Raw genomic sequence first — 25,925 nt, forward strand, 5'->3', positions numbered from 1 at the left:
AACGCTCCTTTCTCTATAAGGAGCGTTTCCCGGCTCTCGGCCTCATTAATCGTTCGAATGTCGAAGTGTAGCACATGCGGCACGGACGCGTCTGGCTTCTTCTTCCCGGAAGACGAAATCACCTTGTTCCGCGACACGCTGCGCGCAAAAGAAGAAGAGTGATTGCAGGCGGTCATGTGTGTCTTCAATGGCACTCAACTCAGCTGAAGCGTATGTTGCCGTGAGCATCTCCCATAACTCTTCTGGCAAATGGTCGCGGATCCCGTCACCGGACTTCCCGAGATTCACGGAGAATTCCGTCGCATAGCCAATGTTCCACTCCATCATCTGACGGAGCATATTCCGCATGATGTCGAGGTGGTCGAGCGCGTATAACACCTGGTGTCGCTTGATTCCTTTGACAACATAAAGTGACACCCACCAAAACTCATTCCAACATGCCGCATACTCGTCAGCAGACGGACGTTTCACACGATACGACATGTCTGACGGCGTGACGACTGGATGATGATCTCGGTCGAAGATAATTTGACTGAGCGAGTCGGCTTCGAGCATGGTTTCAAGTTGATCCACACTCCGAATCGTCAAATCAATCCGATGTCCGTCTACATATTGCACTAAAAACGTTACATGTCGTCCGGAATCAGCCGTATCAGGTGTCTGCATGATTAATACCTCTCCAAACGTGTCAATCCATGAGCGATCGGCCGCAACCGCTCGGACGTCTTCCACATAAAAGGCAAGGTCGACATCCTGGTACGGGTCTGGTCGGATGTTCGGATTGACGAGTGAGCCGTTCAAGACGACCGTTCGAATGTGCTCGCGTTCTTTTGCGAACGCAGTCAACTGCTCAATGATTTGTTCTGGTTTCATTCTACAATCGCCCCCAATGAGCGCGCGACTTGAATCGCCTGCATCGCGTCTAGTTTTGTTTGTTGTAACGTCACGTTCGAAAAATCAACCCCGTCGACGAGTGCCCCTCTGAAGTCGGCACCACGGCACACCGCATGTTGAAGTGTCGCCCGTGACAAGTCCGCCTGATGCCAGACCGTCTCGGTCAAGTCCGTTCCGTATAGGTCCGCTTCGACTAAGCGTACATGGGACCAATCCATTTTTTTGAGCGACACGTGACGAAGGTTGACGAACGACCAGTCCCCTTCCGTTACAAGGACACCTTCAAACTGACTTTCTTCAAAGGAAGACCCGGTCATTTTACATTGTTCAAACTCACTCGTGAACAAATTGGCACCATGGAATTGACAGTTCAAAAATGAACTCCCAACATGACGGGACGCATTCCATTTTGAATCCGTGAAGTCGCAGTTGATGAACTGACAGCGTTCCGTCTGTAGTTCCGTCGCATCAACGTATGTGAAGCGACAGTTCTCGAACGTAACGTGTGACAACACTTCGTCACGGAGTGTCACGTCACGAAAATCTTCATCTCGATATTGCGTATGTGGTTGAAACATATGATCCCTCCTTCAGGTATACTAGAACAGATTACAATGATTGGAAGTGATATAGATGGATCTCGTATTTCCTACTGAACACGGCGTTTTCAATTACCGCGTTGCCGGTATTTTTGTGAAAGACGGTCACGTATTGATTCACCGAAACGTCCGGGATGACTTTTGGGCATTACCCGGCGGTCGCGTCACGCTCGGTGAAGAGGCCGCAACCGCCCTCGCACGCGAGTTACATGAAGAATTGAACATGCGTGTGACCGATACCACGTTCGCCTTCGTGCACGAGAACTTGTTTACCTATAATGACCAGCCGTTTCATGAGATTGGACTGTACTTTTATGTAGACGGTGACCTCCCGCTCCAAGACGGAGACTTCTATGGACCCGAAGGAGATCACCTGATTTATCGTTGGCAAAAGCTTGACCGTCTTCAAGACGTCACGCTCTATCCGGAAGTACTTGCTCAACTACCAAATCGCTTGCCAGCTCATTCACTCAATCCGGCTTGAACGTAGAGAAGCGATTTCAACTCGTTTAAATGTCGAATCTCATACGTTGACTCAATCGTCGCGGCGACTTCGTTCGGATTGAACCAGCACGTATCCAAACCATACATCCGCCCACCGGCGATGTCTGCCGTGACCGAGTCACCGATAATCAAACCTTTCTCTGGCGCTACATTCGGGATTCGGTCGAAGACGTAGTCGAAAAACGGTTTCATTGGTTTTTGCGAGCCGGTCGCATCCGATACGAAGACATCTTGGAAGTAAGGCAATAGTCCAGATGACTCTAACCGTTTGAATTGCGTCTCCGTCACACCGTTTGTGACGATATAGAGCGGATAATCGTTGCTCAGCTTTCGCACGACCTCCAAAGCACCATCAATCATGTGTACGCCTGCATGTAAATAGTCTCGATATTGCTGTTCGACATATGGTCCATCGACCGTGAGTCCGAGCGAATCAAACAGTTTCGTGTGACGACCGATGAGTACTTCTTCACGATCCACTTCGCCGCGCTCAAATGCGCGCCACAGGCCGCTATTAATGTCGACATACCGCGACTTCACCTCATCTGTCATCCGCACGTTGAAGGATGCAAGTAACTGTTCCAAGGCGACATGTTCACTTTGTTTAAAGTCTAGTAGTGTGTCATCAATATCAAATAAAATCGCTTCATAACGTTTCATATCTCTTTCTAACCCCTCTCTTCGTCTTAACTGTACAGGAAGTAGAATCGAACATCAAAAAAGGGAAATATCATGCATCCCACTCTCAATGTCTATTAGATGACTCGTTTGATTTTTGACCACCATGATTAATCAGAATCACGAGTGTCCCAATCAATATCACGACCGACCACATATGAACAATCCCCATTAGATTTAACGGCTTGAAGAAGTATCCCCAATCGTTCTCAAACAAGTAGGCAAAATAAACCGACACACCATATGATCCAAGCAAGGAAGCTAATACAAAGCGTATTCGTAAATGTCTCAAAGATTGCTTCGTTACCCACCAAATGACAATCGGTACAATCAAATATCCAAATGGAAAACCCCAAACATAATCCATTGCCGCCACAAAAAACGCCCAAGGCAGAAGTAAGAAACTCCACAAACCGAGTCGCTGAAACATCAGACTCTGTCCTCTTTATTCTTCTTGGCCCAGACAAGAAAGAAAGTTGCCATTCCGACGAATAAAATCAACATCGAAAAAATCGATTGTTGCTCAAATGGTAAGCTTGTGCGGGAAAATGCATATTGAGGTACGTACAAAAGAATCGGGATGATTAAATTAATCCATGTTTTTGTCCATATGGAGGTTATAAGTAATATGACCACAGCAACTACGAATAATGCAAGTTGACCAATCGAACCGAATGTAACTGTTGGTGTCTCAATGAAAATATCAAGCATCATCAAGCCGAGAAAAGATAACATTGGTAATGTAGCAAGTAAGGCATAAGTTAGTATGTTTCTAAATTTGCTTTCTTTTGTGCGAATCGACATCGCTCGGAATGCTTGTGAGGCGGCCAATAAGAACAGTAAGGCTACTAGTGGAAACCCAATCATTTGAATCGTCGAGAACGTCATCTCACCTTGAATGAAGTTTCCGATGATGATATAAGCGAATAGGTTGAGGATGATCATTGCAATGATTTTCATAAACCCTTTCTTATCGAATGCCATCTCGCGACCAATATATTGCATATAGGATTTCGGACTTTGTCCAATGACATCGTCCACATTCTTCCCTGCTTGCTCCGCTTCTAGCAAGTGATCCTCTAATTCAAAGACAATATCTTTCACCTCAGTCTCAGATTTCCCACTTGATATCAGGTATACCGACAAATCATCTAAAAAATCACGACTTTTCTTTGAAAGTTCCATGCTTATTCATCCTCCTCGAGTACACGGTTCACACCATTCGATACTTCAGCCCATCGTTGTTTAAATGCGAGTAATTCCTGTTGCCCGGCTTCTGTCAGAATATAGTACTTCCGTTTTGGACCTCCTGAGGGTAAAGTCTTTTGAATCGTTTCGACCCACCCATCTTTTTTCATACGCAGTAATACCGGGTATATACTTCCTTCGCTCACCATTGCGAAACCATAATTCTGTAGTTTCTCAGACATTTCATATCCATATGTCTCACCTTTACTAATAATGGCTAAAAGACACCCTTCAAGCAGACCTTTTAACATTTGACTCATTGCCATGGCGTGACCTCACTTTCAATCAACTATCTTGTTATACATAATAGTAATGGAAACCAATCCCATTTGCAACTACTTTGTAAAACAAGTTAGTTACACTTTCAGATGTTTATTTTTCTAAAACAAGTGAATACTTCTTATGGTGAAGAAAAAACAAAGGAGTGTTCAAATATGCATACAGATTTTACGAACATGTACATCAATGGTGAGTGGGTAAATGGATCAAGTGAAAAGTCGATCGACAACGTCAATCCGTTCTCGAACGAGACTCTCTTCTCGATTCAATCAGCGGATGAAGAGGACTTGAATCGTGCTTATGAAGCAGCCAAAGCGTCTCAGATGGACTGGGCCGACATGCTTCCACAAGTACGCCGTGAGTTGATTGAGAAGTTTGCTCAGATCACGATGGACAATAAAGACTATATTGTCGATTGGCTTGTGAAGGAATCCGGTAGTACACGTATTAAAGCAGAAGGCGAATTTGCTGCATCGATGGCTATCATCAAAGAGGCCGCGACGTTCCCTTTCCGTATGGATGGGCTTATCAAACCATCGATCGTGCCGAATAAAGAGAACCGGGTATATCGCAAACCACTTGGGGTCATCGGCATCATCAGCCCATGGAACTTCCCATTCCACTTGGCTGTCCGTTCAATCGTGACAGCTCTTGCAACCGGGAATACGGTCGTCGTCAAACCAGCCACTGCGACACCTGTCACGGGTGGGCTTCTATTCGCATCCCTCTTTGAAGAAGCAGGTCTTCCAAATGGTGTGCTCAACGTTGTCGTCGGTCGAGGGTCTGAGATCGGGGACGCCATTGTCGAACATCCAATCCCACGTCTCATCTCGTTCACAGGTTCGACTGAGGTCGGGCAAGGAATCGCAGAAAAGGCAGGTCGCTTGTTGAAGAAAACAGCACTTGAACTCGGGGGAAATAACGTATTCGTCGTGCTCGATGATGCCGACCTCGACCGCGCCGTCGAATCAGCTGTCTACAGCAAGTTCTTCCACCAAGGACAAATCTGTATGTCGACGAACCGAATCCTCGTCGCCGAGTCGATTCATGACGAATTCGTGGAGCGCTATGTCGAGCGCGTTAAACAGTTGAAAGCGGGTGACCCGAATGAAAAAGATACGCAAGTCGGCCCGCTCATCGACCATGATCAAGTCGATCGCATCTTAGACCAAATCGAGAAAACGGTTGATGCCGGTGCGACCGTTCATACTGGCGGGACAGCGGACGGCAACGTCCTCGAACCGACCGTCCTCAGTGGCGTCACAAATGACATGCCGCTCGCGAAAAATGAAATCTTTGGCCCGGTAGCTGTCATTCTCTCCTTTAAAGATGACGAGGAGGCGCTCCGTCTCTCGAATGAGTTACCATATGGATTGAGTGGTGCCGTTCACGGATCGGTTTACCGTGCAACCAACTTTGCACGAAAAGTCGAAACCGGCATGATTCACGTCAACGACCAATCGGTCAATGATGAACCACACATGCCGTTCGGAGGCGAGAAAAACTCTGGTCTCGGACGATTCAACGGCGAATGGGTACTCGAAGAGTTCACGACGCTTCAATGGGTGTCCATCATGCATGAACGTCGCGAGTACAAACCGTTCTTCTCGTAATACAATCAATACAGAACCAGGCTTGTCAGCCTGGTTCTGTATGCTGAAGAGCGTCCGATCAAGAAAGTGTATCTATACGGGACGTGGGTGGTGGCGGATGGGGACGTCAGCTTCGTCGTCTCAGAGCTGTCCAGGGATGTATTCGAATATGAAGTGATGCATGTGCATTGGCTCATCAAGTATCGGTTCGAGGATTGGGGAGTCTCTGAAGATGGGGCATGGGAGAAGGAATGGTGATTCGGGCTCATCGCACCGCTCCCCCCTGACGGCCCGATAACAAGAGCTACTGGCCCTTTCTGACGGAGGCACGGAGCTTAAGGGCAACGTCAAAAGCAAGACCGTGGGCGCGTCTAGTGACACGCGAAGGAAATATCTAACTTGATATCTGAAGGACAGAGCCTCGCGTAAAAAACGCGTTCTTTATTTGGTTGATGTATTCTATTTGAAGGTGAACGGGCGCCATTTCACAAGAGTATTGATATTAAAGAAAATGACGGTTTGTCAAATTAAGCGCAACACTTCCTCGGTGAAGGCCTCGTGTGCGGTTTTCCAGTTCAGGCATTTTCTCGGCCGCCCGTTGATCTTGGCGAGCGCGTCCGCGAGATCGTTGTGCGCCACCTGCGCGAAGTCCGTTCCTTTCGGGAAGAACTCGCGGAGGAGCCCGTTGGCGTTCTCGTTGCTCCCCCGTTGCCACGATGCGTACGGGTCGGCGAAATACATCGGCACGCCGAGTGACGCCTGGATGCGCTCGTGACCGCTGAACGCCTTGCCCCGGTCCGTCGTCACCGTCTCGTAGCGTTTCTGGGCACGTTCAGCCACGTAGTCGGGGTCCCGTCTGACCTCCCCGAGGGCTGTCGCCCGAGCCGTCTCGCGATGGACCGGATGGACATCCCGAGCTCCAGATAGGTCTCTATTTTCACGCGTTCCGTTGTAGTAAGATGAATATAGCTCATAGCGATTACTCCGTCTGAATGTTTGTGTCGTAACTTCATTCTACACGAGGACGTCGCTGCGGGCTTTTTGTGCGTTCATTTTTAGGTGTTGCGCTTAATTTTATAATTCATCGTTTCTTCATTCGATTTTCTCACAAAGGCGATTTCGGCTTCTCAATCACGACTTTTCCATGTTCATCTAAGAGCGGCGTCATTCCACTCAATCCTAAGCCACTAGTCATGATGTAATGCACGCCCGTATACTGATCCACGACAATTTTAATGATCCCGCCACTCATATGCTGTTTCGACTTCAATATAAATCGTTGTCCCACGACATACCTTCCCCCCTCTTTTTCGATTTAGAATGCCTTCACAATCATCTCATATCCACACGGAAAATCTACCATTTTTCACCATTTCAATCATTCTAAGAGTTCATTTACATCCTTTATATTTTGAATACGCTTATATATTATCATAAGCCACAATTTACAAAAAAAGACGAACTAGACCGCATTATACGACCTCATTCGTCAACAATTTGACTTTCTATTAGATTTTCTTCACGAACTCCGACTTCAGTTTCATCGCACCAAGTCCCTCGATTTTACAGTCGATGTCATGGTCACCTTCCACGAGTCGAATCCCCTTCACTTTCGTTCCTTGTTTGACGACAAGCGAGGTCCCTTTCACTTTTAAATCCTTAATCACGGTGACGGTATCTCCGTCTTGAAGCGGATTTCCATTTGCATCTTTGATTTGTGACGCCGTTTCCGCTTCTGCCGCCTCACTCGGTGACCATTCATAGGCACATTCCGGGCATACGAGCAACGGACCATCCTCGTACACATAAGATGATTGGCATTTAGGGCAATTCGGGTACTCAGTCATTCCATTTCCTCCATTCGATTCACTCGTTCCAGTATATCGTATGGTGGCTCAGTCTTTCTAGACCGTTCACTCTTCCGTAGGCGATGCAGGACCTTCTAAATCAAGTTGATAAAACGATAAATCGAGCCATTTGCCGAATTTATATCCGGCATTTCGAATCGTACCGGAATGAACGAATCCAACTTTTTCATGCGCACGGATACTCGTCACGTTCGATGCGTCGATTCCACCAATCACCGTTTTCACTCCTCTCACTTCGGCGATACGGATGATTTCTTTTAACAGTTTGTTACCAATGCCTTTCCCGCGGTAACCGGGATGCACGTAGACTGAATGCTCGACCGTATAATGGTACGCTGGCCACGGACGGAATGGCCCGAACGTCGCAAACCCCATGACGACGTCATCCTCGACCCATACGATGATTGGACAATCTTGTTCTTTCTTCTCCTCATACCATGCCACTCGATTCTCGAGTGTCACCGGTTGATAGTGATAGACGGCCGTACTGTTTACAATCGCATCATTGTAAATATGTAAAATCATTTGAAGATCATCTCGTCGACAATTGCGAATCATCCCCATACCACCTTTTCGTTTTTTTCATTATACGAATCCCCTCTTCAAAAGACACGAAAAAAGTGACCGGTCCCATCAACCGGTCACTCAAATCATGCGGCTAAGCGGTCACACATCGAGGCGCATTCAGTACAAACTCTTGCGCATTCTTGGCAATGTGCGTGCTTATGTTTCCCGCACTCCTGTGCGCATGCTTTACAGATGACCGCACACGCTCGCGCGAGTTCAGGAACGAATGCCGAGTCACGCGTCATCGCCTCGGCAAGAAACGCACAGGCAGCGGCACATTCGCGGTCGAGTCGGATACAATCGACCATCATCTGAACATCTTTTTCTTCTAAACAAGATTCCAGGCAGTAGTTGCACGTTTCTACACATTCGTGGAGCATTTCAAGTTCGTTCGCATAGATCCGGTGAGCCATACATCATTCCCCTTTCGCTTCCTCAACTTTAGACACATTACTCCTGTTCCCTAATAAGCGAAAGAAAAACGACCCGGTTCAAGAATCCGGGTCGTTCACGAACTTACGATACAAGTAAGCGATTCGATTCAGCAGTGACTCATCATATTGTTTCGGCATGAAACGATAGCGATACAATCGATACATCCGCTTCAAGTCTTCCCACTGATGATCGATTTGTTGCCCTTGTCTGAAACGTGCCAAATCAATCAAGAAAATCTGCCCGTTCGGTGTCAAAATGATATTACGCAAGTGAACATCCGATGGCGTTAGTCCTAATAACCGTGCTTGTCGAAGCGCTTCATCCACTACCTCGATGTAAGAAGGGTCAATCCAGACGCCTTCCGTCAGACACTCAAATAGCGTCTTTCCTTCGATGTAATCCATAACGATATATGACGCACCGGACTCATAGCACTTCGGAAAGTAAGGGAGTCCCTTTAGTTTTTTATAGATTGCTGCTTCTTCGGTTGCGATTTGTTCATAGCCTGGAAAGAACACTTTAATGACACGATTCTTCTCCTTTAAACGAAACACGGCCGCACTTCGTCCAATTCCATGTAATCGAAGATCTGGGTGCATCGCGGCTACCTGAAACGAGTCACCCACCCGCTCGAAGGTGACGTCCGCATATTGTTCATAGTCACTCATCTGTCACGCCTCTTTCCTATTTCTCTTCTCTCATCATAGCGCATACAAGCTCATTTGACGCCAAAACTGCTCGAGTAGGTGACAAGTGACGTCTTTTCTCGTAAGACGTATAATGAAGAGCGACTGACAACCAAGGAGGAGTTACTATGCAACGCATCGCTTTGACAGAAGAATTATCATTCTCACGCATCGTCCATGGAATGTGGCGTCTCGCTGATTGGGACATGACCCCACAGGAACGCCTCACGTTTATCGAACAATGTCTCGAACTTGGCATCACGACATTCGACCATGCAGACATTTATGGCGGTTACACATGTGAAGGTTTATTTGGAGAAGCCTTAAAGTTAAAGCCTGAACTCCGAGATCAAATGGAGATCGTCACAAAGACAGGAATTAAATTGACGGGGTCATTCAACCCAGGTCAAACACTCAATTATTACGATACGACAAAAGAGCATATCATCGCGCAAGCAGAGCGTTCGTTAAAAGAGTTGGCCATTGACCACATTGATACATTACTCATCCACCGTCCAGATCCGCTGATGAATCCGGATGAAGTTGCCGAAGCCTTCATCACCTTGCGCGATAGTGGTAAAGTACGTGAATTCGGTGTATCTAACCATGTTCCGGCTACACAGAACTTGCTTCAATCTCGCCTTCCATTCCAACTTGTGACGAATCAACTCGAACTCTCTCCGATGCAATTGAAACATTTTGAGGATGGATCGGTCGATTTGTGTCACGAAAAACGAATGCCACTTATGGCTTGGAGTCCACTAGCCGGTGGTCAACTCTTCAAAGATGAACAGTATGCACCCCTTCGTGAAAAACTCGAGGAAATTCGTGCACGTCACAATGCAAGCGGAATTGATTCGATTGTGTATGCATGGCTCGTCAAACACCCTGCGAACATTATGCCGATTATCGGATCCGGAAAAATCGAGCGCGTTCAGACAGGAGTCGACGCCCTTCAAATCGACCTCACTCGTGAAGAATGGTTCGAAATTTTGAAGGCGGCACGCGGTCGAGATGTTGATTGAAGGAAACTTCATCAAATAAATCCCAGTGAATTATAAAGTGATAATTTAGAAGAATAATCGGCTTTTTTCAATGTCTCGTAATATCAACGTTTTTTCGTCAAAAATCGACATACAAAAAAAGTTAAAAAGTAAAAATAAGTCATAAATGGTTTTATACCCCGTCCAGTTCAAGTTGGACGGTTTTTTTGATTTTTTTTCGAAATAACAAATTAATTTTCCTAAGACTAAAGTCACAAAAAATTGGTGCTAGAATGGTGAAAGTGATTCATCGAAGGAGAGTACCGATGTGAAAAAGTACCTGATTTTCAGTACCCTCGTCATCCTGTTTTTCTTATTCGGATGCGAGGAAGAACGCGCACTCCGACTCCAACCCGCTCCTGAATATTATCAAGGACGTGCCCTGTTACCAAACGGACAACAAATTGAAATGCCCGAATCGGATCGTGCAGCGATTATCGAGTTATGTCAGCCTGACAACGCGATTCAAAGAATTCCAAGTGGTGAAAGACATTGGCTCGGGACGGTCACATTGAACCAACCGTTGACTAATGCCGCCACCGAATCTTCTTTTCCAACCGCAACTTTTTTCACTGTCGAAGATAAATCATATGTCCAATGTCAACTCGATTCCGTCACATATGCCACCGAAATTAACACGCTTCCTGAAAGTTTAAACGATGTTCAATATACGGCTGAACCTTATCCGGATGTTCCGAAATTCCGATTTGCTGAGCCCCATGAATATGAGCATTTCGCACAAGAGATGAAAAAGCCGATAGGTAATGAGCCCTATCCAGAAAGAAAAGGGATCGAGCATACACTTTTCCATATCACGATGCCTTTCAGTGGTGAATTTGAACTGACCTTTACATCGTCCGAAGCCAAAGACCGCCTCGTCATTCCTGTCGAATCAACAAGGCATCCCTATTTGTCACTCGGGCTCGGGACAGAAAAGTCTGATGAGGTGTTACAATACGCGATTTATACGAGCCGAGATCAAAATGACTATCAAGAAGTATTGCGACCGAAAGAAGCGCATATTTCACAAATGTTCGGAGCCAAAACAGCTCCGCAACTCCCTTCGGTTCTTGTACCGGGTCATGAGTATCCACTCTACAGTTTTACGTTCATGAAAAACGGAACGGCCCATCGTCAGAACGTCTCCTTGACGTATCATGAACCCAAGTTGTTGTATGGAAAAGAATTGAGTGAACAAATTCACGACAAATTAAGTAGTCAACGTCATGTCATTTTTCATGACTTGGCACTCCTTGGAACGGAATCAAAAGATGCCTCCTTCCTACAACATGTCGGTCAAGATGAAATGGAATTTATTTTTGGCGCCATCAAACGAGCTAACGCGACCGCCTATGCAGGCAAGACCGCTTCCACACCTTATGTGACCCTATTTCAAGGGATATGCGCCCAAACGTTTGATGTTAGCTATGATGGTGCAGATGTGTACGTGACCAATTCAGAGACAGGCGCCCATTTTAAGCTACTACGTGAGGATGCCATCAAGTGGTATAACCTGTTTGAACAAAACACTTAATCTGACAGATGCGAATGCGTCTGTCTTTTTGCATATTCATGAAGCAAATATAGTACGATGAGACATATTTTTTGGGAAGATAGGAAGAGAAAGGAGTGAATCTTTGTGACAAATCCATTTATACGTGACGTGAACCATCATTGGCGCGTCTCCTATCGACAAAACGGGTATCCCCATGTGCAACAGGGCTGGGTGTTACCTCCAGAACAAAAAGAGGAGTTCGATCCATTTATTTTGATGGCAGAAGACTGGTTCAAGCGTGGGACGTTTTCGGACCATCCCCATCGTGGGTTTCAAACAATCACGTATGTCATCGATGGTCGTCTAGAACATATTGATAATCATGGGGGACATTCGATTTTGGACGCCGGTGATGTTCAGTATATGAACGCCGGATGGGCCGCTAGACACGCCGAAGAAGCGGTCGACGATGATTTGATCCATACGCTGCAGCTCTGGTTGAATTTGCCGAAGTCATTAAAAACAACAACCACTTCCTATCAGAACGTATACGTCGAGGACGCACCCCTCGTTCCTTTCGACGGCGGGCAGCTTCGTGTCTATTCCGGCGAAATCGCGGGTGTAAAAGGGCCGATGGAAAGTCTCGTCCCCATCACGATGACAGAAATAACGCTGAAAGAAGGTGGCGAATACGAACACATCTTGCCTGCGAATCATAACAGCTTTTTGTACGTACTCGCTGGTTCAATTGAAGTTGGGTCTTCCAAAATCCCGCTCAGTAAAACTGATGTGGCGACACTGACGTTCGATGAAACATCTGAAGCGATGAGCACACTTCAACTGAAGGCCACGACGCGTACACGGGTGCTCATCTATTCCGGAAAACCGATTCGCGAAGACTATATTGCGCATGGTCCATTCGTGATGAACACGGAAGAAGAAATCCGCCAAGCTTTCCGCGATTATCATAGCGGCGGGTTCGGGCCCCCAGCCGTCAAATAAACAAAGGGAGCCTCTCGACTAGAGAGCTCCCTTTTCTGATTATGATCGATCTGGTTGTAGGACCGTCTGTTGTGTTGGAACATGACCGATCGGGACAGTCCGTTCGACGAGAACGTAACGCTTGCCCTCCACTTCAAACTTGCGGTCGCCAAGGTAGTGAGCGCTCTTTCCATCTTCGTATAGTTTCGACAAGATAGCAGGTACGTACTCTTCTAGTTTTGTATAGTGCTCATCGAGGGTCATGACGATATTGCCACCCTTATATCCGAGCCAGTAACTATAAAAGAACCAACCTAACGACAGAACTCCGAGAATTCCTAATCCAATTGTGAGTAATTCCATCATGTTATTCCTCCAATTTTTTCATAACAATCTGACGTTTTGGGGTGAACCCGATTTCGCCATAAAACGAGGCGGCATCCGTATTACTCATCCAGTAATCTAGTTCAATCGATCTGAATTGGTGGTCAAGCGCCCATTGCTCCATCCATTCCATCACACGTCGACCGTAACCGTTCCGTTGATACATGGGGTCGATACTGATGTGATGAACATACACCACGCGAACAGCTTGACGAAACGCGTTCGCCTCACCCACTTTCTCTTCGAACCATATGTAACCGATTGGAGTTGCTTCAAGCTGCATCACCATATAGTGATGGCCGGGTCTTCCAATCAGTGTCGAAAAGGCTTCGTACATCTTCTCTTCCTCATACTCCGCAAAAAAGGTCGGATTCATATGGACGTGATGCTCATGGATGGAACGATTCAACCGTGCGATGAGACGGGCATCAATCGTAGGGATAAATGTGATCTCCATCATCAGGTATAGTTTGAATGGTTTCGATCTTCGTTTACACCGTGCGGTTTTTCAGTTCCGCGCAACGTATGCTCACTCGAAGCCTCCGTTCCTTTCCCATTTAGGCGACGTTGAAGCGGACGGGCCAAAAAGTAACCAATCAAGAGCGAACTAGGTAAGACGAGAAAAAATGTACCGAGCAATGTCAACATGTACCCTTTGTCCGAGTCTCCGGCAATCGCGCGGAGGACAAAGAACAGACCGACGAAAACAAGTGCGGCCAAAGCATATTCCACACATTTCCCGAGAAATCGTTTCACACGACATCTCCCCCTTCAAGGTTTGATGTATTATACGACCATTTCCATAAAAAGGTTTCACACGTCTTGATTTTCTTTATACCACTTCGTCGCCAACCGTTCCGTCTCGATGACCCAGTTATGCTTTCCTTGAATGTATCCTTCCATGTCTTCTGGGTGCTGTGCCGCAAGTTGAAGCTTCAGCTCACCATACGCATCGCGAACGTCAGGATAAGCTCGCAAGTAATCCCGGAAGGCAAGGTGTCTTATGACATCCGGATTCCCTTCTTCAAACACATGCACGTGAACCGTCCGTTCTTCTTCTCCTTTACGGAAATAGCGACGCTTCGGAATCCCATATTCACCAAGTCCACGGTACCCGAGTGCCTCCATCCGCTCCGTGTAGTCATCGACTCGTTCGATGTCCCGTACGACCGGCATCATGTCGATGATTGGTTTTGCCGCCAATCCTTCGACCGATGTACTTCCAATATGATGGATCGCGACAAGCTCCTCTTCGAATAACCGACTCAATTTACCAGCCTCTTCTTCAAACTTTTGATTCCATTCTGGATTGTATTTCACTACTTCGACTTTTCTCATGATTCGTTCCTCCTTTTTTAAAAGAACTCTTTATTCTCATCATACCCTTTCTAAACATCGCTCGACATGAGGGATTCCACTTCAAATGGTTTGTACACAAATAAAATGGGAAACCTTATATTAATGACTTGAGAACTGGAGAGTGAATGGATATGTTGACTGAAGAACAAATCGAAACGTTTAAAAAACGATTATTGAAAGAAAAAGCAAAAACCGAAGGATACATGGATAATCGGGAAGAGACATATGATGAAGGAGAGCTCTCTCATTACGACAACCACCCTGCCGACTCGGGCGAAGAGCTCTTTTTACGAGAACGAGACCAAGCCCTTAATGAGCTCGATGAAGAGTTCTTGAGTGACGTCGATAAGGCGCTATTAGCCATTCAGAATGGGACATATGGACAATGTGAGGTGTGTGGGAAAGACATTGAACTAGACCGTCTGGAAGTCATTCCAGAAGCCACCCTTTGCATCGAACACGCCCGGGCACAAGAAGAGGAAGAACACGCGCATGAAGTCGATCGACCGGTTGAAGAAGACGTGTTGAACCCTAATGAGACAGCTCGACGCAAAGAGTTAGACGGAACGGATCAACCTGGTCAAAAAACGGACGCCTTCTCCCAAGTAGAAGACTACGGAAGCTCAGATACGATTGCCGACAGCGAAGGCAACCACGATCCGACGCGCGAACAGTAAAAAATGCCCTGACCTCATTCGAGAGGCTCAGGGCATCTGTCTGCTTAAAACGTGGCTTTTACCGGAGAAGCACCACCGAGGCGCTCCGCCAGTTTCATCGGGTCGACGGCATTCCCAGCTGAACTAGCCGAGAAATTGTAGTCCCCTTTATAAATCTCAAAGTGTAAGTGCGGACCTGACGAGTTACCCGTGTTTCCGATTTGACCGATCGGTTCGCCTTGGCGTACTGACTGACCTGTCTTGACATCCACTTTGTGCAAGTGTGCATACACGGTCGTCCATTTTTGACCGTCTACGTTGTGTTCGATTTGTATGTGGTTTCCATAAGGTCCACTGGAGCTGACTTTTGTCACTTTTCCAGCTTCCGCGGCGTATACAGGTGTACCTGTTTTGGCAGCAATATCGAGACCATTATGGAATGTGTATCCGAACTGTCCACTCGCCGAACCGAACCCTTGAGAGAGGCGACCTTCCGCCGGCATTAAAAACCGATCGGGTGCCATCGCTTCATACCGTTTCTTTAAATCACTCAACTGATTCGTTTGTTTCTTATATTGTTTCGACTTTTCGTCATATGACGCTTTCACGTCTTGACGTGTCGCTTCAATTTGCTCTTGTTCTTCTTTCAGTTGCTCCAATGCTTCATTTGCTTGGTTTTTCTTTTCAACAAGCTCTTGATGTGCTTCTTCCGCTTCAGCGGCTTCCGCTTTCGCACTCGGCAACACCGAAGAAACGACTTTTGCGAAGAGCGACTGTTCTGCAGGAATGAGTGACTCCTCCACTTCTTCTAATTCTTTAGAAGTTCCTTCAATTTTATCTCGCAATGCCTCCGCCTTATGGTCGACTTGCTTCAACTTCGTTTGAATGGCGTGAATGGATTGTTTCGTATCTTTAACCTGCTGCTCCGTTTGTTGCAATGACTTTTCCGTTTGAACGAGGTCTTGCGGGGACATGTTGTCGGCAGATGCGATTTGTCCTTGGAATAAGAGAACACCAACACCCGCTGTCATGATGAGTTGTTTCCACATATATATAATAAACCCTCCAAATTAATACATTCATGAGCTTCAAAAAAGCTACATGTGCGAATATACCACTGGGGGTTAAAAAATTCAATATATGAAGTTTTTCATTTTCATGTCATACATGACAGCATGATGTGATATTTTCAAGTGTCACTTCACAAGGATTTCACTAGCGTTTTTTTGTATAGTATCCCACCCAGACGATACCACCGATGGAAAGGAGTGTTACACTCACACTAACTACTAGTATACCTCGCGACAGGTCGGGTGAAAGATTTGTTGTCAGCGCAATCAGGGTCGCGGTATTTCCACTAATCAGCGCAATGATACAGATGACCAACAACCGCTTCATCAAGCGTCCTTCACCATTTCAAATTGGGCAATCTCGTCTTGGACAAATCCCAATCGTCGTGCCGCTTCGACCCATTCAGGACGGTCTGATGTCAACGTGACATGAAGTGGCGATCGGCTCGCGGCCGCCCGCAATAGCCATTCCGCTTCTTCTGCTTGTCCAAAAACATCGAGCAAGACGTGATCGCGGTATAACAAAAATCCTATTCGATTCCCTTCTACGACTTTCACTAACTCAGCAGCTTGTTGGGTCACGCGCACATCGCGTTGCCAAATCGGAACGTGACTCGCCGCCGGATACAACTCATCAAATAACGTTTGAATCGGTTCATACGTCATGTCTGCGTTCGTTTCTAATGACACCGCTTGGAAGTAGAGAATTTCTCGAGTCGTTTCGTAACCTAGTCGTTCATAGAGAGACACTGCCGCATCATTGCCTTGAATGACTTCGAGTAAACGAGTGCCTACTGCCGCCTCTTCAAATCGTTTCATCAATTCGGTCGCGACTCCTGCTTTTCGGACATGTGGGGCGACAGCAAGCCCACCACAACGTGTCTGCCATCCTGAATCAAGATGTGCAATCCCGGTTAACACGACACCGACAGGTTCTTCACCATCATAGGCTACAATGGAACGGGACGGCTGATTTTGATCACGAACAAGAAAAACATCTTCGAAAGTCTGCTCATCAAATTGAAACGGAATAATATAATCAGAAAAACCGCTCATAAACGCGCGGTATAAATCTTGTAATGGTGGATTTTGACGGTATGTAAACTGTGTCGACATATAATTCTCCTTTCTGAATGAAAATCAATAAAGCCCGAAGGAGACTCCTTATGAAAATTACGCTCGAATATCGAAATGATACGCATCAATCGATTCTCAATACGTTCGTACTACCGACGGACCAAGAAAAGTATACGACCCTGCCCAAAGACATGGATGATCCATTACCTGATGGCGTTCATCCGATTGTCATCGTCGCATCGAAACCAATCGGGATGTTCTTACTGCATGACAACGAACGCGTCATTTCCTATACGACCGAGTCGAATGCTTTGCTCTTCTCCGCCTTTGCTATTAACTATGAGGACCAAGGGAAAGGCTACGCTAAAGCGGCACTCCAAGCACTTCCGCAGTTCGTAAAGCAACATTTCCCTCATATTCGTGAAATCGTCCTGTCGGTCAATCTGAAAAACGAAGCCGCTTTCTCCCTTTATACGAACGTTGGGTGGAGCGATACCGGACGTCGAATCGGTGGACCGATTGGCGAACAACGTATTCTTTCCTTAACGATTTGAGGCATCCATTCGTGTCAAACTCTCAAATACGTTTTGCCAGTAAATCTGACGATGCGGAACTAAATCGGCTTGCGTGATTTGAACAAGATGATTCGTCATCAGTGAGCGTCCCTCAATCGTGCACATGCGTCCTGCTGTGATCGACATCAGTTCATTTCTTTGAACAGCTACGACATCCATCACTTCCTGGTCATCAAACCGAAGTGTTTCATCTTGATAGACGTAGCCGTACGTATGTGCAAACTCGCGATCAAGAAACTCGTCCAGTTCAATCACGTCTTCAAAGATTCCCATAAAGGTGAGTTGTTCGAACGTCAATGACAGTCCGAGCTCTTCTTCAATTTCACGAACGCCATTCGCTGTTGTCTCATCTGTTGCGAGGTGTCCCGCTGCCGTAATATCATATTTCCCGGGAAAATCCTGTTTATCCATGCTCCTCCGCTGAAGATAAATGAGGTCTTCTTTCCAGAACCAGCAGTGGAACGTCTCATGCCAATCCTCGTCAAGATGAACTTGATTTCGCTCCTTCTCCCCTATTTTCCGGTAATTCTCGTCAAAAATAGTGAGGTGCTCCTTCATTCCGACACCCCATCTTCTAAAAATCGGATAACCCTATTAGTTGCATCCAACTTAACTTGAATCCCAATCGGGAAAACGTGTGATGGAAAGGTGTGACCGATATCGACATTCGTCAAAATCGGAAAATCTTTTTCTCCGATGATTTCAAGCAACAAGTCGTTGAATGAGAAGGGAGCTGATTGATCTTGAAAATGCTCATGCTTCCCGATAATCAGACCCGAAATCTCATCAAACACACCCGCCAGCTTCAGCATACTAAGCGAACGTTCTTCTTCAGCCATCGTCTTAAACGAGTCTTCTAGGAATAGAATCGCACCTTTCAAATCGGGATAATAATCCGACTTGAAGAACCCAGACATCGTGTTCAGATTCCCGCCAATCAACGTTCCTTTTGCCTTTCCATCCTTCAGAGAAATCCATCCTTCATTCGGTTGGAACGTCTTGATACGTTGTTGCGTCGACCAATCGAGCATCTCTTCCGTTCATTCATCAGGGATATGTAACTGAAACGGAGCCGTTCGTTCTAAACAGAGGATGTCTTTGACATATTGCTCCCCCGTCTCGAACATCCCTCCGTATTCACCGAATGAGGGGACGATTGCCGGACCGTAAAATGTGACGACGTCCGTTTTGGCATAACAGGCCATCAAGATTGCCGTGACATCACTATATCCCATGATGATTTTAGGATGACGTCGGAGTTGTTCATAATCGATATATGGTAACACCGAGTTCGAATTTGTTCCACCAATTGTACTGATGATCGCTTTCACTTCAGGATCATGTAAAAATGCGTTCAATTCGTCAGCACGATCCCGAATGGACGAGGACCGATATCCTTCTGTTTTATATGTACACGTGCCCTCTTTCACCTTGAATCCCATCCGCTTGAGCTGTTCAACCCCACGTTGGTAACGCCCCTCAAACTGAACAGGTGCCGGAAAAGAAGGCGTAATGATCCCTATCGTATCCCCCACTTGCAACTTTGGCGGTTTAATTATGATCCCCACTCCCTCGTAACATCATTATGACCGCATTATACCTTAGGAGTGGTAAGTCATGCTTCAAAATAAATCAGGGTCTTCCGATAACGTTCTCACTTTTCGAACTTTCGCCGGGCGTCCTGTCCATCCGAGTGCCACAAAGAAAAATGCACCTGCGAGTACACCAAATAAAGCGGTCAACCCTACTTGAATCCCCACAAATCCATACTGTTCTCCCAGTTTCACGAGGAAGAGCGGTGCGAACAGGCAAGTCATACTGAGTGAAAAAAGACCTCCCCATACCCGTCGCTTTGCATTACCAATGGTGAACCAACCGAACCCGATCCATACACAAGCAACCAATCCTAGCGCACTAACCATCATCCACATGCCCACACCTCACCTTTTCGTTTTCCTTTCTATTCCCCATTTTTCTTGTGATTCCTACTATTTTTTCAAGTAATGAGAGAATTTCCGGGTAAAGGTAAATTAGACAAGATGCGAAACGGGACAACAAAGGAGTGAGGTGTGCATGCGTTCACGATTAACCTTTGCCTTAATCTTTCTCGGTCTTTTTTTAGTCGCCGTTTATTGGATGAGCACGTGGAATGACAATATGGTCGAAGGACAGATTGAACGAATCGATATCCCCCAAATATTGATTGAATCTACCGAATCCTCTAAAGAAGTCACATTGCGTGTCATCTTAATCAATGATCAAACCGAAGTCACCGGCATCGTCAATAGCGTACAAGGGTTACAGAGCGGCCAACTGGTGACAATCGAGGTCATCCCGACGGATTCGAACTTGAACATCGCACGCACCATCGAAGTCACCGCTCCATGATTTTTTGAAATGAAGCGTAACTTTTCCAGAACTGTGGAATATGAGAACAGAATCATAAAAAGGAGTGATCGGATTGATTTCAAATAAATTACTATCTGGAAAAGTAGCGTTTGTGACCGGGGCAGCCTCCGGAATCGGACGTGCCGCGGTCATCCGCTTCGTTCAAGCCGGAGCAAAAGTCGCCATTGTCGATTTGAATGAAGAAGATGCGATGCGTCTCGCAAGCCTTGTCGGGGAAGAACGCGCTATCGGCATCAGTGCAGATGTGTCGGATGAATCCGCAATGAAAGAGGCCTACGAACGGACAATGGAACGATTTGGTCAACTCGATATCGTCTTCGCGAACGCCGGTCGAAACGGGACCATCACACCGATTGAACATTTATCATTGGATGATTGGAATGGCGTGGTGGAGACGAACCTCACTGGAACCTTTTTGACCGTCAAACATGCTATTCCCCATTTGAAAGAGAATGGCGGGAGTATCATTATCACTTCATCGATTAACGGGAACCGCTATTTTAAAAATTTCGGATTCAGTGGCTACGCGACGACGAAAGCAGGTCAAACCGGCTTTGCGAAAATGGCTGCTGCGGAACTCGCTCAATTCGGGATTCGTGTCAATTCTATCTGTCCCGGGGCCATCGATACGAATATTGACGATTCGACCAATCGAGACGATGCGTTGCTCGAAGAAATTGTCATTCCAATCGAATATCCACTTGGGAATCAACCGCTTGCCGGAAAATCGGGCTCCGCGAAACAAGTCGCCGATGTCGTCTTATTTTTCGCGAGCAACATGTCGAGCCACGTCACGGGCTCTGAAGTATACGTCGATGGGGCTGAATCGCTCTTGTAATCGAAAAGCAGGTCACCTCACCCGAGGCGACCTGCTTATTTAAGGATTGGACTTTTCATGACCGCTTTTTGATAGAACGGCTGAAACCCAAGCCGCTCCATGTTGCGACCGGATGCCGAATCGACCTTCGTCGTGACCGTCAACAGATTGCATCCAAGTGCTTTCGCTTCGGCAATTCGTTCCAAAATAAGTTGTGTCTGGTACCCTTTTTGCCGATACGTCGGAACGGTGCTCGTCAGAAACAATTCTCCAATCCCGTCTTGCGTGGCTAAAATCCCACCCGCTACGACAGCATCCTCTTCTCGCACGAGATAAGCATGATTACTCGGTAGTGCGTAAAAGCCTTTGGCTGTATCGACCGTCTCTTGAAGGATTGTGCCCGACTCGGCGAATCCAGCCGCAATGGCGTATGCCCACTCATGGAGTGTCTCATCCTTCACTTTTTCGACCTGGGTCGGTACAGATGTGGAGGCATGCTGTGTCAAATCCAACGTCCATACGTCCAAAAAATGATCGAGCGTGTAGTTACGTTCTTGCAATAAGCGGAGCAAGGAATCTTCCGCTAATGGGCAAACTTCAATATGTAAACGTGATACGTTCTTCCCACGCACCCATTTTTCCATTTGATGCAGGTCGTAAAAGCTTGTCGGCCGATTCAATCCGAATCCGACCGCAAAACTCATATTTCCCATTTTGAACACGTGCCCTTTTCCTTCTACGTGTAGTTCCGCACCTTCATAGGGAGGGGTTTGTTTACGATATCGAATGTAAGCAGACGTCCCCTCTGCTTTGATGCGTTCGATACGCCTTGCCAATTCTAAACGATTCACGCTGTTCCCTCCCTTATATATTCTATGTTGAGTGTAGCACATGTTCACGGTCGAATGAGATGACCGTATTGAATCAGCCGTTCCCGGACTGAAGGGACGAGTTCTACACACTCAAGGACCGTCTCCCACTCTTGTAATGTCACATCGACGACTTCATCTACTTGCAGTAATAGTTGTTCGAGGTCAATCGGTTTCTCGCACACGAGACAATACATATCCAAGAAATATGTGCCCCGCTCAATCGTTGTCACGAACCGGAGTTGCTCAGGCAATACATATAGTCCTAACTCTTCTCTTAGCTCACGGACCGCACCTTGTCGACTCGTTTCCCCAGCCAAAATCGAGCCGCCCGTCCCTTCCCACAGAAGCGGATACGTCTTATCCGGATGACGCTTCGACAGCAATAATCTCCCATCTGGATCGAACGTGAACACTTCGATGACCGTGTGAAACGTATGCGGCTCTAATTCATCCCCACGAAAGTGCGTTCGACCGAGCGGTTGCCGGTTTTCGTCGAGTAAATCCCATACTTCTCGATTCATGGACGAATCTCATCAATCACGAACGAAGAGGAACCTTGAATCTCTTCGATAAAGTGAGATCCGAATAGCATGGCTGGTGTAAAGCTTCCGGCAAGCATCCCACCCGAACCGAGCAACCGCTTGACGACGGCGAGCGCCCCGTAAACAGTGAAGGCATACGTACTTGCCGTTTGAATACGGACGACTACTTTTCGTCCTTCCTCATTCGTTGCTTCGCCCCATACGTACGTCGATGATTTTTCACGTACAGCCTCGTCTGGTCCCGATACGTTTTCGTCGACATAACGGAGCAAGCGTTCCTGCACGGCCTCTTTTCCGAGAATCGGGCTGAACCATGACAAAGCGCGAGCAGCATAGGCGGCCGCTGTCGGTACAGGAACCCAAGTCGTAATATTTGGAATGTCCGTCGTGTAGTAGGCGGTCGAAACGTCTCCCCACGGAATCGCAATGGCGGTACGGCTTCCGCGACCAAAATCAATCGTTCTCCGCTTTGCCCCAATTGGAAATGATGATAATTTGCCGTTCACACGTTCCACACTACTCGACCCTAGTCCACGAACGGCCGTCTTCATGGTTCCTGGTGAGATGCCGGCTGCCGCCGAAAAGCCAAGAGCGAGTGTTGTCGCATCCGGTATCAACTCTTTTAATTTCCGCGCGACACAGTCGGTCGGAATGACATCAAATCCGACACCCGAGCATAAAATCACACCACGTTCTTTGGCTTGAGCCGCTTGCTGTTTAGAATGGACATATTCGAACACTTCGATTTCCCCGGTAATATCTAAGTAATGCGTACCTGTCTCTAGACATGCCTCGATCATCACTTGGCTCGTATCCGTGAAAGGACCTGCACAATGAAGGACTAAATCTACATCGTGAAGCGCCTCGATTGCGGCTTCACGACTCAATGCGAAAATCGATGTTTCGCAACCCAGTTCATCTCCTAGGCGATGAATCGCTCTTGCGTTTCGTCCGGCAAGAACCGGACGCATTCCGTCACGAGCGGCTTGTCGTGCAATCAGCTCACCCGTATAGCCATTCGCCCCATAAATCATCCATCTCATTTTTACCCCTCCTTATGTTAATGTATCCTTGTTCGTTTCCCTAAAAGAAGTTGAATCGAACGAAAAGATCTTGGATGACATCGATGATATACACACTTCCCGTTACAATAAGCAAATATCCGATTGGGATGAGCAGACTTTTCACTGTTTGTAGTTTTGTTATGTCTCCCCGATGCTGTAGTAGACGATCCACCAAGTAAAACAAGGTCGCTGCGAGAAGACTGAGCCATGACAAGACGAGCCCGAATAGTATATGTAAAACAAGCGAAGTGAACCACCTGAATCGTTTCGAACTGAGTCGATTCGCCAACCAGTCACTGCACCATGAGGTCACGACACCGTAGGTCAACATAATCGGAAAACTGACCGCTACATAGGCAACCGTCATCAAAAGGAAGCCATTCAGAACACCACTCATTCCTCCATTTTCTCGTACACCCATCATAGTGACCCCACACGCTAACAGAATCGCATAGACGGGCGAAGCGATGGATGCTGTGACGATTTTACGATTCCACATCTGCACTCCCCCTAATCCCTTCCAACTTTACACGACCTGTTCTGAAAACGCACAAAAACCAGCCTAAATTCAGGCTGGCTTCGCGATTTGTTAATTGTTTGCAACTTCTCCGGCTTTCATACGGACCGATTGCATCGCTTCCGTCCATGGAAGGAGTTGGTCGAGCATATCGTTTACCGATTGTGCTTGAACTTCTTTCGGAGCGAAATGCGTACCGTTCTCGAAGTCCGTGAAGAGTGAGAGTGCAGGATGGACACGTACGTGAGCGATTGACAATTCACTCAAAATGCCCCGTAAATGTTCTGTTGCCCGTGCTCCACCAACAGAACCGTAAGAGACGATTCCGGCTGCTTTGTTGTTCCATTCGACGCGTAAGTAGTCGAGTGCGTTTTTAAGAGATGCTGAGATGGAATGGTTATATTCTTGGACGATGAAGATGAATCCGTCCATTTGCGCAATTTTCTCCGACCAGGCTGCAACGCCAGATGCGTCCTGACCCGCTTCGCCGAGAAGTGGCAAGTTGTAGTCTGCGATGTCGATGACTTCATAGTTGGCATCGCCACGTTTGTCGGCGAGTTCTTTCACCCATTCCCCGACTTGTGGACTGACGCGACCTTCACGAGTTGATCCGAGTACGATTCCGATGTTTAACATAGTAGTTCCTCCTTGGTTATGTTGTGATGCATCTGATTTTCCAAACAAGCGATTTAAGAAACTCATTTCATGCCCTCATATTCTTTCTCAAATGTTTTCGTGCTTCTGACCGTATCGATTGGTCGTACCATCGCCTCGATTTGCGAACGTTTCGCTTCGAGGAACGGCGGGAGTGACAACTTCTCACCGACCGTCTCGTACGGCTCGTCTCCCATGAATCCAGGTCCATCTGTCGCCCATTCGAACAAAATTTGCGGCGCGACACGTGCATAGGATGATTTAAAGAAGAAGCGATCGACGTAGCCAGAAGTCGGCAAACCGAACTGTTGGAGACGTGCTGTCCATTCATCGAGGACGCTACGGTCTTCGACACGGAATGCGACATGGTGCACGGTACCGAACCCTTGACGCGCTTGTGGAGATGTCTCGTCGTGAATGACGATCACTTGCGCTCCGTTTCCACCTTCACCTCCTTCAAAGAGATACACATCACCTTCTCGCCCGATCTCTTTAAACAGCATCACTTGCTCCATCACTTGTTTGAAATATGTGATATCTGCGATGCGAATAAAGATTGGACCGAGTCCCGTAATCGCGTATTCAAGCGGGATTGGACCGTTCTTCCACGGCTCGCCCGACGCGATGCCTTCGTTGAACTCATCCGAGATGAGTTGATACGCCTGCTCATCAAAGTCGATGAACGAGAGCGTCTTCTTCCCGAACTGTTCTTGAATCCCTTCGTGCTCGACGCCGAGACGGTCGAAGCGACGGACCCAATACGTCAACGCTTCATCTGTCGGTACGCGGAACGACGTTTTCGCGATTTCATTCGTTCCGTGCTTACCTTTCGGGATACCTGGGAAGTCGAAGAAGGTCATATCTGTCCCTGCGTTTCCTTTATCGTCCGCAAAGAATAAGTGATACGTTTGAATGTCGTCCTGGTTGACCGTTTTTTTCACCAAACGCATGCCTAACACGTGAGTGAAGAAATCGTAGTTTTTTTCGGCACTACTCGTGATTGCTGTGACGTGGTGAATTCCTTTAACATGATTCATCATTCTCTCTCCTTTTATATCTT

At 47.0% G+C, this 25,925-nt stretch carries 38 protein-coding genes and 1 pseudogene; 10 read left to right on the forward strand and 29 right to left on the reverse strand.

Features of this window, described 5'->3' with window-relative positions:
• Window positions 1-45 precede the first annotated feature (45 nt).
• The gene (locus tag KNO71_RS06115; RefSeq protein WP_078147814.1) at window positions 46-873 is read right to left on the reverse strand and encodes an aminoglycoside 6-adenylyltransferase; all 828 of its coding nucleotides are present in this window, start codon (window positions 871-873) and stop codon (window positions 46-48) included.
• Window positions 870-1,472: a pentapeptide repeat-containing protein gene (locus KNO71_RS06120; RefSeq protein ID WP_031421956.1), complete on the reverse strand. Its 603-nt coding sequence runs from the start codon at window positions 1,470-1,472 to the stop codon at window positions 870-872. Before KNO71_RS06120 ends, KNO71_RS06115 begins: the two co-directional genes overlap by 4 nt.
• Before the next feature lie 55 nt (window positions 1,473-1,527).
• Here KNO71_RS06120 and KNO71_RS06125 point away from each other — a divergent pair, with 55 nt between their 5' ends.
• A complete protein-coding gene (locus KNO71_RS06125) occupies window positions 1,528-1,977 on the forward strand; it encodes an NUDIX hydrolase (protein WP_078147815.1) in 450 nt (149 codons plus the stop codon).
• Here the strand turns inward: KNO71_RS06125 and KNO71_RS06130 are convergent.
• The 4 genes from KNO71_RS06130 to KNO71_RS06145 form a co-directional block, all read right to left on the reverse strand.
• Window positions 1,956-2,657, reverse strand: coding sequence for a YjjG family noncanonical pyrimidine nucleotidase (locus KNO71_RS06130; RefSeq protein ID WP_214687668.1), 702 nt, complete (start codon window positions 2,655-2,657; stop codon window positions 1,956-1,958). The genes KNO71_RS06125 and KNO71_RS06130 overlap by 22 nt on opposite strands.
• Before the next feature lie 85 nt (window positions 2,658-2,742).
• Window positions 2,743-3,105 (reverse strand): hypothetical protein, encoded by a 363-nt coding sequence (locus KNO71_RS06135; RefSeq protein ID WP_214687670.1) that lies wholly within the window; start codon window positions 3,103-3,105, stop codon window positions 2,743-2,745.
• Window positions 3,105-3,860, reverse strand: coding sequence for an HAAS domain-containing protein (locus tag KNO71_RS06140; protein ID WP_214687671.1), 756 nt, complete (start codon window positions 3,858-3,860; stop codon window positions 3,105-3,107). Before KNO71_RS06140 ends, KNO71_RS06135 begins: the two co-directional genes overlap by 1 nt.
• A 2-nt stretch (window positions 3,861-3,862) precedes the next feature.
• Window positions 3,863-4,189: a PadR family transcriptional regulator gene (locus tag KNO71_RS06145; RefSeq protein WP_074035498.1), complete on the reverse strand. Its 327-nt coding sequence runs from the start codon at window positions 4,187-4,189 to the stop codon at window positions 3,863-3,865.
• A 168-nt stretch (window positions 4,190-4,357) separates the two neighbouring features.
• Here KNO71_RS06145 and KNO71_RS06150 point away from each other — a divergent pair, with 168 nt between their 5' ends.
• Together KNO71_RS06150 and KNO71_RS06155 are read left to right on the forward strand one after the other, a co-directional pair.
• Window positions 4,358-5,815, forward strand: a complete 1,458-nt coding sequence (locus KNO71_RS06150; RefSeq protein ID WP_214687672.1) for an aldehyde dehydrogenase family protein — start codon at window positions 4,358-4,360, stop codon at window positions 5,813-5,815.
• Between the two features lie 90 nt (window positions 5,816-5,905).
• A complete protein-coding gene (locus tag KNO71_RS06155; RefSeq protein WP_214687673.1) occupies window positions 5,906-6,052 on the forward strand; it encodes a hypothetical protein in 147 nt (48 codons plus the stop codon).
• 264 nt (window positions 6,053-6,316) lie between these two features.
• Here KNO71_RS06155 and KNO71_RS06160 read toward each other — a convergent pair.
• The 7 genes and pseudogenes from KNO71_RS06160 to KNO71_RS06185 form a co-directional block, all read right to left on the reverse strand.
• Window positions 6,317-6,610: pseudogene (locus KNO71_RS06160) on the reverse strand (IS30 family transposase); the annotation flags it as partial.
• Window positions 6,598-6,807, reverse strand: coding sequence for a helix-turn-helix domain-containing protein (locus KNO71_RS17835; RefSeq protein ID WP_353047647.1), 210 nt, complete (start codon window positions 6,805-6,807; stop codon window positions 6,598-6,600). The pseudogene KNO71_RS06160 and the gene KNO71_RS17835, both read right to left, overlap by 13 nt.
• Window positions 6,808-6,899: 92 nt before the next feature.
• A complete protein-coding gene (locus tag KNO71_RS06165) occupies window positions 6,900-7,082 on the reverse strand; it encodes a DUF6440 family protein (protein WP_211782102.1) in 183 nt (60 codons plus the stop codon).
• Between the two features lie 220 nt (window positions 7,083-7,302).
• Window positions 7,303-7,641 (reverse strand): zinc ribbon domain-containing protein YjdM, encoded by a 339-nt coding sequence (locus KNO71_RS06170; protein WP_214687674.1) that lies wholly within the window; start codon window positions 7,639-7,641, stop codon window positions 7,303-7,305.
• 66 nt (window positions 7,642-7,707) lie between these two features.
• Entirely contained in the window at window positions 7,708-8,220 is a 513-nt protein-coding gene (locus KNO71_RS06175) for a GNAT family N-acetyltransferase (RefSeq protein ID WP_078147820.1), read from the reverse strand.
• Between the two features lie 92 nt (window positions 8,221-8,312).
• Window positions 8,313-8,642, reverse strand: a complete 330-nt coding sequence (locus KNO71_RS06180) for a four-helix bundle copper-binding protein (RefSeq protein WP_012727586.1) — start codon at window positions 8,640-8,642, stop codon at window positions 8,313-8,315.
• Window positions 8,643-8,720: 78 nt separating this feature from the next.
• Window positions 8,721-9,332, reverse strand: coding sequence for a protein kinase family protein (locus KNO71_RS06185; RefSeq protein ID WP_214685236.1), 612 nt, complete (start codon window positions 9,330-9,332; stop codon window positions 8,721-8,723).
• Between the two features lie 146 nt (window positions 9,333-9,478).
• Here KNO71_RS06185 and KNO71_RS06190 point away from each other — a divergent pair, with 146 nt between their 5' ends.
• The 3 genes from KNO71_RS06190 (at window position 9,479) to KNO71_RS06200 (ending at window position 12,890) form a co-directional block, all read left to right on the forward strand.
• Complete coding sequence (locus tag KNO71_RS06190) at window positions 9,479-10,375, forward strand: aldo/keto reductase (protein ID WP_078147822.1); 897 nt, start codon at window positions 9,479-9,481, stop codon at window positions 10,373-10,375.
• A 286-nt stretch (window positions 10,376-10,661) separates the two neighbouring features.
• Window positions 10,662-11,927 carry a hypothetical protein gene (locus KNO71_RS06195; protein ID WP_078147823.1) on the forward strand — a complete coding sequence of 422 codons (1,266 nt, stop codon included), beginning with the start codon at window positions 10,662-10,664 and terminating at the stop codon, window positions 11,925-11,927.
• A 105-nt stretch (window positions 11,928-12,032) separates the two neighbouring features.
• Window positions 12,033-12,890: a pirin family protein gene (locus tag KNO71_RS06200; protein ID WP_078147824.1), complete on the forward strand. Its 858-nt coding sequence runs from the start codon at window positions 12,033-12,035 to the stop codon at window positions 12,888-12,890.
• A 39-nt stretch (window positions 12,891-12,929) separates the two neighbouring features.
• Here the strand turns inward: KNO71_RS06200 and KNO71_RS06205 are convergent, their stop codons facing one another.
• Genes KNO71_RS06205 through KNO71_RS06220 form a run of 4 tightly spaced genes read right to left on the reverse strand, consistent with a single transcriptional unit; the run spans window position 12,930 to window position 14,591 of the window.
• Entirely contained in the window at window positions 12,930-13,232 is a 303-nt protein-coding gene (locus KNO71_RS06205; RefSeq protein WP_012727591.1) for a hypothetical protein, read from the reverse strand.
• Between the two features lie 4 nt (window positions 13,233-13,236).
• Window positions 13,237-13,710, reverse strand: a complete 474-nt coding sequence (locus KNO71_RS06210; protein ID WP_168169880.1) for a GNAT family N-acetyltransferase — start codon at window positions 13,708-13,710, stop codon at window positions 13,237-13,239.
• Window positions 13,711-13,712: 2 nt separating this feature from the next.
• Window positions 13,713-14,009 carry a hypothetical protein gene (locus KNO71_RS06215; RefSeq protein WP_078147826.1) on the reverse strand — a complete coding sequence of 99 codons (297 nt, stop codon included), beginning with the start codon at window positions 14,007-14,009 and terminating at the stop codon, window positions 13,713-13,715.
• Between the two features lie 57 nt (window positions 14,010-14,066).
• On the reverse strand, window positions 14,067-14,591 hold the full coding sequence (locus KNO71_RS06220; protein ID WP_214687675.1) for a GrpB family protein: 525 nt from the start codon (window positions 14,589-14,591) through the stop codon (window positions 14,067-14,069).
• Between the two features lie 152 nt (window positions 14,592-14,743).
• On the opposite strand from KNO71_RS06220, the gene KNO71_RS06225 reads away from it, so the two are divergent.
• Window positions 14,744-15,289, forward strand: coding sequence for a TraR/DksA C4-type zinc finger protein (locus tag KNO71_RS06225; protein ID WP_078147954.1), 546 nt, complete (start codon window positions 14,744-14,746; stop codon window positions 15,287-15,289).
• Window positions 15,290-15,333: 44 nt separating this feature from the next.
• Here KNO71_RS06225 and KNO71_RS06230 read toward each other — a convergent pair whose 3' ends face one another.
• Window positions 15,334-16,317 (reverse strand): M23 family metallopeptidase, encoded by a 984-nt coding sequence (locus KNO71_RS06230; RefSeq protein WP_078147828.1) that lies wholly within the window; start codon window positions 16,315-16,317, stop codon window positions 15,334-15,336.
• A gap of 348 nt (window positions 16,318-16,665) precedes the next feature.
• Window positions 16,666-17,454 (reverse strand): GNAT family N-acetyltransferase, encoded by a 789-nt coding sequence (locus KNO71_RS06235; protein ID WP_078147829.1) that lies wholly within the window; start codon window positions 17,452-17,454, stop codon window positions 16,666-16,668.
• A gap of 50 nt (window positions 17,455-17,504) precedes the next feature.
• On the opposite strand from KNO71_RS06235, the gene KNO71_RS06240 reads away from it, so the two are divergent.
• Window positions 17,505-17,969, forward strand: coding sequence for a GNAT family N-acetyltransferase (locus KNO71_RS06240; RefSeq protein ID WP_214687677.1), 465 nt, complete (start codon window positions 17,505-17,507; stop codon window positions 17,967-17,969).
• Here KNO71_RS06240 and KNO71_RS06245 read toward each other — a convergent pair.
• From KNO71_RS06245 to KNO71_RS06255, 4 genes are read right to left on the reverse strand one after another with little or no spacing between them, the layout of a single operon-like run.
• On the reverse strand, window positions 17,958-18,548 hold the full coding sequence (locus tag KNO71_RS06245) for an NUDIX hydrolase (RefSeq protein ID WP_078147831.1): 591 nt from the start codon (window positions 18,546-18,548) through the stop codon (window positions 17,958-17,960). The genes KNO71_RS06240 and KNO71_RS06245 overlap by 12 nt on opposite strands.
• Entirely contained in the window at window positions 18,545-19,021 is a 477-nt protein-coding gene (locus KNO71_RS17620) for a S66 peptidase family protein (RefSeq protein WP_251031934.1), read from the reverse strand. Before KNO71_RS17620 ends, KNO71_RS06245 begins: the two co-directional genes overlap by 4 nt.
• Window positions 19,022-19,030: 9 nt before the next feature.
• Window positions 19,031-19,558: an LD-carboxypeptidase gene (locus tag KNO71_RS17625; protein ID WP_353047648.1), complete on the reverse strand. Its 528-nt coding sequence runs from the start codon at window positions 19,556-19,558 to the stop codon at window positions 19,031-19,033.
• Between the two features lie 54 nt (window positions 19,559-19,612).
• Window positions 19,613-19,921: a hypothetical protein gene (locus tag KNO71_RS06255; RefSeq protein WP_078147832.1), complete on the reverse strand. Its 309-nt coding sequence runs from the start codon at window positions 19,919-19,921 to the stop codon at window positions 19,613-19,615.
• Between the two features lie 142 nt (window positions 19,922-20,063).
• Between KNO71_RS06255 and KNO71_RS06260 the strand changes: the two genes are divergently transcribed.
• Window positions 20,064-20,378 (forward strand): hypothetical protein, encoded by a 315-nt coding sequence (locus KNO71_RS06260; RefSeq protein WP_078147833.1) that lies wholly within the window; start codon window positions 20,064-20,066, stop codon window positions 20,376-20,378.
• A gap of 73 nt (window positions 20,379-20,451) precedes the next feature.
• Window positions 20,452-21,237 (forward strand): SDR family oxidoreductase, encoded by a 786-nt coding sequence (locus tag KNO71_RS06265; protein WP_078147834.1) that lies wholly within the window; start codon window positions 20,452-20,454, stop codon window positions 21,235-21,237.
• 35 nt (window positions 21,238-21,272) lie between these two features.
• Here the strand turns inward: KNO71_RS06265 and KNO71_RS06270 are convergent, their stop codons facing one another.
• The 6 genes from KNO71_RS06270 to KNO71_RS06295 all read right to left on the reverse strand — a co-directional run bounded on the left by KNO71_RS06270 (window position 21,273) and on the right by KNO71_RS06295 (window position 25,902).
• The gene (locus KNO71_RS06270; protein WP_078147835.1) at window positions 21,273-22,067 is read right to left on the reverse strand and encodes a GNAT family N-acetyltransferase; all 795 of its coding nucleotides are present in this window, start codon (window positions 22,065-22,067) and stop codon (window positions 21,273-21,275) included.
• A gap of 44 nt (window positions 22,068-22,111) precedes the next feature.
• The gene (locus KNO71_RS06275) at window positions 22,112-22,609 is read right to left on the reverse strand and encodes an NUDIX hydrolase (protein WP_214685224.1); all 498 of its coding nucleotides are present in this window, start codon (window positions 22,607-22,609) and stop codon (window positions 22,112-22,114) included.
• A complete protein-coding gene (locus KNO71_RS06280) occupies window positions 22,606-23,673 on the reverse strand; it encodes a saccharopine dehydrogenase family protein (RefSeq protein WP_214687679.1) in 1,068 nt (355 codons plus the stop codon). Before KNO71_RS06280 ends, KNO71_RS06275 begins: the two co-directional genes overlap by 4 nt.
• A 40-nt stretch (window positions 23,674-23,713) precedes the next feature.
• The gene (locus tag KNO71_RS06285) at window positions 23,714-24,193 is read right to left on the reverse strand and encodes a hypothetical protein (protein WP_196431408.1); all 480 of its coding nucleotides are present in this window, start codon (window positions 24,191-24,193) and stop codon (window positions 23,714-23,716) included.
• 90 nt (window positions 24,194-24,283) lie between these two features.
• The gene (locus KNO71_RS06290) at window positions 24,284-24,913 is read right to left on the reverse strand and encodes an NADPH-dependent FMN reductase (protein ID WP_371816072.1); all 630 of its coding nucleotides are present in this window, start codon (window positions 24,911-24,913) and stop codon (window positions 24,284-24,286) included.
• Entirely contained in the window at window positions 24,910-25,902 is a 993-nt protein-coding gene (locus KNO71_RS06295) for a ring-cleaving dioxygenase (protein WP_214687683.1), read from the reverse strand. The genes KNO71_RS06290 and KNO71_RS06295 overlap by 4 nt, the downstream gene beginning before the upstream one ends.
• Window positions 25,903-25,925 lie beyond the last annotated feature (23 nt).

Origin of the sequence: Exiguobacterium sp. s163 (assembly GCF_018617135.1) — a bacterium.
Taxonomy (GTDB): domain Bacteria; phylum Bacillota; class Bacilli; order Exiguobacteriales; family Exiguobacteriaceae; genus Exiguobacterium; species Exiguobacterium profundum.